Consider the following 5,499-nt stretch of genomic DNA (forward strand, 5'->3'; position numbering starts at 1 on the left):
GAGCGGCGGCGCCAGCGTCACCCGCAGACGCCCGCGCACGCTCTGGTCGCGCCCGAAGACGCGCGTCTCCAGCTGGTGCGACGACGCTTCCATCTGGTCCGCGAACTCGAGGACCTCCTCGCCTGCAGCCGTCAGGCGGTAGCCCGAAGGCAGCTTTTCGAACATGTGGACCCCGAGGCGTTCCTCGAGCTGGGCGATGCGTCGCAGCACTGTCGCGTGGTTCACACCGAGGCGCTCGGCGGCAGCCCGCACCGAGCCTCCGCGCGCGACGGCGAGAAAGTAGCGAACGTCATCCCAGTCGATCATGGTGCAATCCGGCACCGCGGGGTGCGCCTTCCAAAGCCCGTGTCCAATACCATCGAATAACGTCTCGTCCTCGGACAAGTGGGGCGGCGACTTTGGCGCCTGAGGCGTCGCTCACCGCGCACACCGCATGCCGTGGCTGAAGTTACTAGCTCGCCTGGTTCGATTTTGCACCACCGATGTGCGAACTTCCGCACTGAACGCCTGACGCGGCCGGACCCATTTCAGCCTCGACACCGTCCCCGGACGAATGCTTGGGGGCAACTGAGGAAAGCCGAAAGGAGAAGTCATGGGAAAGCTTGAGCGCAAGGTTGCAGTCATCACGGGTGGATCGAGCGGCATGGCGCTGGCGAGCGCCAAGCGGTTCGTTGAAGAAGGCGCTTATGTTTTCATCACGGGCCGGAGGCAGGAGGCGCTCGATGAGGCCGTCAAGCTGATTGGCCGGAACGTGACCGGCGTGCGCGGCGACGCGGCCAATCTCGACGACCTCGACGGTTTGTTCGACACGGTCAAGCGGGAAAAGGGCAGGATCGACGTCCTGTACGCGAGCGCCGGCATGGGCGAAGCCGTCCCACTGGGCGAGATTACCGAACAGCACTTCGATGCGACCTTCGGCCTGAATACGCGCGGCACGCTGTTTGCGGTTCAGAAGGCGTTGCCGCTGTTCAACGATGGCGGATCGATCTTCATGACCGGATCAGTTGCTTCGGTGAAAGGTTTTCCTGGTTACGGCGTGTATTCGGCGAGCAAGGCGGCGTTGCGCTCATTCGCACGCACTTGGCTCAACGAACTGAAGGGCAGGAATATCCGGGTGAACGTGCTGAGCCCGGGGCCGATCGCCACACCGATGCAGGACCAAGTTCTCACCGAGGAGGCGAAGCGGATGTTCGAATCCCTGATCCCGCGGGGAAAGATGGGTCGTCCAGAGGAAATTGCGGCGGTCGCGCTGTTTCTTGCTTCGGACGATTCGAGCTTCGTGAATGGGGTGGAGTTGTCTGTCGACGGCGGCTTCTCGGCCATCTGAAAGGCCGGGGAATCAATATCAACACGGATCGGAGAAGCATTATGAGCTATGCAATTGTAGGATTCGGTAAGATAGGCCAGGCCCTCGCCCACGCCTTCGCCCGTAAAAACATCGACGTGACCGTCGCGAGCCGCCGACCGCCCGAGGCATTGGCGCCGCAGGCTCGGGCGATTGGACCCATGGTCGTCGCCAAGTCGCTGCAAGATGCGCTCGAGGCCGACACAATCATCCTGGCGGTCCCGTTCGGGGAGCATCGCGAGGTTGCGAAGGCCCTGTCGAGCTGGAAAGGCAAGACGGTCATCGACGCGATGAACGCGTTAGTTCCTCTTGAAGAGCTGGACGGTCTCCCGTCCTCCGCCTTCGTCGCGAAGGCGTTCACCGGCGCCAAGTTCGTGAAAGGTTTCAATCACCTGATTGCGGCCACCCTGGCTGCCGATCCGATCGTCGAGGGCGGCCACCGGGTCGTCTTTCTGTCGAGCGACGACGAGGACGCGACCGCTCCCGTGGTGGCCTTGGCCAAACAACTCGGGTTTGCACCCGTCAAGCTGGGAAAGCTCAACGAGGGTGGCGCGCTGGTGCATGCACGCGGCCGCGTTTGGGGCCAGCTCATCTTCCAGGATTTGTTCAAGAAGGAGCAGTAATCGATCTACGACCGTGTGATCGACGCCGAGAACTGGTCGCGCGCGCTAACTTCTTCGAGCAGCGCGCGACCGAATATTTGAAGGCCACAAAGTCGCGAAGGTTGGGGTGGGCCTGACGGCGTATGGGCGCCGTTCGAAGAGCGGGGAGACGCCCGACAGAGCGGCAGATCTGCGGGTCGCCTAGAATCTATCGACTACTATCGATGGCCTAGGATTCGCTCGAGTGTCCTCTGCTATCCGATACTACTCCACGGTACTCCCCTTCACTCCCACTCGATCGTCCCCGGTGGCTTGCTCGTCACGTCGTACACCACCCGGTTCACACCCCTCACCTCGTTGATGATACGCGTCGCCGTCGCCCCGAGGAAGCTCATGTCGAACCGATAGAGGTCCGCCGTCATGCCGTCGGTCGAGGTCACCGCGCAGGCCGACGACGTATTCGTACGTCCGGCCGTCGCCCATCACGGGCTCGCGGCCGGCATGAAAGCCCCTGAGGTTAAGAGGTCCCGTAACGCCGTGCGGCCTCGATGGTCAGTCCCTTGCCGACAGCCCCGAACGTATCTCCATCAATCGCCCGCGCCGCTGGCAGTTTCGCCGTGATTGCCTTGCGGACATGGGCCAGTTGAACCGACCCTCCGGTCAGAAACACCGCGTCGATGTCGGCTCCCGCAAGGCCGGCCTGCTTCAGGCAAATGTCTATCCGCGCCTCGATGCGGTCGGCAAGACGCTGGGTGTAACTGACCAGATCCCTGCGTCGTACCTCGGCTTCCAGGCCCTTCTCAATCCACTCCAACGCGATGTTGGATTTCGGCGTCTCCGAGAGCCCTATCTTGACGCCTTCGACATCCATCGCAAGCGTGTGTCCGCGCTGCTCGTCGAGCACCCGCACCAGACGATCGAGCAATTCCGGCTGCTTCGCCTCATAACGCACCTGACGTATTTCGCTGATGACTTTTGAGTCATACATGCGGTTGATGCTCGACCACGTCGCGAGGTCGTGGAAATAGCTCGACGGGACTTCCAGATCCTCCCGCTTCATAGCCGAGCGATAGCCGAGCAACGGCATCACGACACCAAGGCTGAGATACCGATCGAAATCGGTGCCGCCGATGCGGACGCCGTCGTTGGCCAGGATATCGTCCTTGCGCTCGGCGTGGCGATGCCGCTCCGGCGACAACCGAACAACTGAAAAGTCCGACGTTCCCCCGCCGATATCGGCGATCAGCGCGATTTCCTCGGTCCCGATTTGACGTTCGTAGTCAAGCGCCGCTGCGATCGGCTCGAACTGAAATGAGATGTCACCAAAGCCGACTTGCTTGGCTATATCGCGCAAAGTCGCCTCCGCCTTGGCATCGCCAGTCGGATTGTCATCGACGAAGTGTACCGGGCGGCCATGTACGACGTGACACAAAGGGTGTCCGATGACCTCTTCCGCGCGCCGCTTCACCGCACCAATATAGTAAGCGATGACATCACGGAAGCTAACGCGCGCGCGGCCGACGCGGGTGGTCTCGTCGATCAGCGTCGTGCCGAGCACCGATTTGAGGCTGCGCATCAGTCGCCCGGCGTCACCCTCTACATAAGCTTCGATGGCACGACGGCCAATATGGGTGCCGGCGTCGGCTTTGTAGAAGATTGCGCTTGGAACCGTGACGTGAGCGCCCTCAAGCGCAGCCAGCACCGGGCTATTGCCAATGATTGTGCCAAGCGTAGTGTTCGATGTCCCAAAATCCAGACCGCAAATCGCCCCCGGGCGGGCGTGAATTATTCCCACTCAATCGTCCCCGGCGGCTTGCTCGTCACGTCGTACACCACGCGGTTCACGCCCTTCACCTCGTTGATGATCCGCGTGGCCGTCGCCCCCAGGAACGACATGTCGAACTGATAGAAGTCCGCCGTCATGCCGTCAGTCGACGTAACCGCTCGCAGGCCGACGACGTATTCATACGTCCGCCCATCGCCCATCACGCCGACTGTCTTCACCGGCAGCAGCACCGCGAACGCCTGCCAGATCGCATCGTAGAGGCCGGCTTTGCGGATCTGGTCGATGTAGACGGCGTCGGCCTGGCGGAGGATGTCGAGCTTTTCGCATGTGATGTCGCCGGGGCAGCGGATGGCGAGGCCGGGGCCTGGGAAGGGGTGGCGGCCGACGAAGGCTTCGGGGAGGCCGAGCTCGCGGCCGAGCACGCGGACTTCGTCCTTGAACAGTTCGCGCAACGGTTCGACCAGCTTCATGTTCATGCGTTCGGGCAGGCCGCCGACATTGTGGTGCGACTTGATCGTCACCGACGGGCCGCCGGTGAAGGAGACGCTTTCGATCACGTCGGGATAGAGCGTGCCCTGCGCCAGGAATTCGGCGCCGCCGATCTTTTTGGCCTCCTGCTCGAACACGTCGATGAAGAGGCGGCCGATGGTCTTGCGCTTCTGCTCGGGGTCGGTGACCCCTGCGAGCTCGCCGAGGAATTGCTTCGACGCATCAACGTGAACGAGCGGGATGTTGTAGTGATGGCGGAACAGGTCGACGACGGTCTCGGCCTCGTTCAGCCGGAGCAAGCCATGGTCGACGAAGACGCAGGTGAGCTGGTCGCCGATCGCTTCATGGATCAGCACCGCCGCGACCGCTGAATCGACGCCGCCGGAGAGGCCGCAGATCACCCTGCCTTTGCCGACCTGGGCGCGGATCTTCTCGATCGCCTCGTCGCGGAAGGCGCGCATGGTCCAGTCGCCGGTGAGGCCTGCGACCTTGCGGACGAAGTTGCGCAGGAGCTTGGCGCCGTCGGGCGTGTGCACCACCTCGGGGTGGAACATCAACCCGTAATACTTCCGCTTCTCGTCCTGGATCACCGCGAACGGCGCGTTGGCCGAGATGCCGGCCACCGTGAAGCCCGGGGGCATCTTCGTGATGCGGTCGCCATGGCTCATCCAGACCTGGTGGCGCTCGCCCATCGACCAGGTGTCGTCGAACAGTTTGCTCGCGGTCTTTACTTCCAGATCGGCGCGGCCGAACTCGCGGTGGTGACCGCCCTCGACCTCGCCGCCGAGCTGGGCGGCCATGGTCATCTGGCCGTAGCAGATGCCGAGCACGGGGACGCCGGAGTCGAAGATGAGCTGCGGCGCGCGCGGCGAGCCCTCCTCATGCACCGATTCCGGGCCGCCGGAGAGGATCACCGCCTTGGGCTTCATGTCCTTGAAGGCGGCCTCCGCCTTCTGGAATGGCACGATCTCGGAATAGACGCCCTCCTCGCGGACGCGGCGGGCGATCAATTGCGTCACCTGACTGCCGAAATCGACAATCAGAATCTTGTCATGCGCCGAGGCCACGGAGGGCGTCGACGGCGAGCGGTCGGGCTTGGCGGCTGTCATGGACAGCAGATACGCGACGGGGGGCGGCATCGCAACCCTCCCGGGGGCGGCGGGTGCGGGCTGGTGACGGCCATCCACGGGGTTTTGCCGACAGCTCGTAGATTCCATGGGGCGGTGAGCGCGCCCTTTCCGGTAGGTTTGGGTTTCCACACTCGAACCATCGGAGAG

5 protein-coding genes and 1 pseudogene are annotated in these 5,499 nt (G+C 63.0%); 2 read left to right on the plus strand and 4 right to left on the minus strand.

The features are described 5' to 3' along the window. Nucleotides 1–306: LysR family transcriptional regulator (locus OZ411_RS42435; RefSeq protein WP_282532728.1), on the minus strand; the 306-nt coding region annotated here is incomplete at its 3' end. Nucleotides 307–592: 286 nt separating this feature from the next. Here OZ411_RS42435 and OZ411_RS42440 point away from each other — a divergent pair. Continuing rightward, the gene (locus OZ411_RS42440; RefSeq protein ID WP_282532729.1) at nucleotides 593–1,327 is read left to right on the plus strand and encodes an SDR family oxidoreductase; all 735 of its coding nucleotides are present in this window, start codon (nucleotides 593–595) and stop codon (nucleotides 1,325–1,327) included. Between the two features lie 41 nt (nucleotides 1,328–1,368). Next, nucleotides 1,369–1,968 carry an NADPH-dependent F420 reductase gene (locus OZ411_RS42445; RefSeq protein WP_282532730.1) on the plus strand — a complete coding sequence of 200 codons (600 nt, stop codon included), beginning with the start codon at nucleotides 1,369–1,371 and terminating at the stop codon, nucleotides 1,966–1,968. 263 nt (nucleotides 1,969–2,231) lie between these two features. Here OZ411_RS42445 and OZ411_RS42450 read toward each other — a convergent pair. The 3 genes and pseudogenes from OZ411_RS42450 to guaA form a co-directional block, all read right to left on the minus strand. Continuing rightward, nucleotides 2,232–2,433: pseudogene (locus tag OZ411_RS42450) on the minus strand (GMP synthase (glutamine-hydrolyzing)); the annotation flags it as partial. 31 nt (nucleotides 2,434–2,464) lie between these two features. Next, nucleotides 2,465–3,733, minus strand: coding sequence for an Hsp70 family protein (locus tag OZ411_RS42455; RefSeq protein WP_282532731.1), 1,269 nt, complete (start codon nucleotides 3,731–3,733; stop codon nucleotides 2,465–2,467). Beyond that, entirely contained in the window at nucleotides 3,733–5,331 is a 1,599-nt protein-coding gene (gene guaA, locus OZ411_RS42460; RefSeq protein ID WP_282532732.1) for a glutamine-hydrolyzing GMP synthase, read from the minus strand. Before guaA ends, OZ411_RS42455 begins: the two co-directional genes overlap by 1 nt. Nucleotides 5,332–5,499: the final 168 nt, after the last annotated feature.

Origin of the sequence: Bradyrhizobium sp. Arg237L (genome assembly GCF_029990105.1) — a bacterium.
Classification (GTDB): Bacteria; Pseudomonadota; Alphaproteobacteria; order Rhizobiales; family Xanthobacteraceae; genus Bradyrhizobium.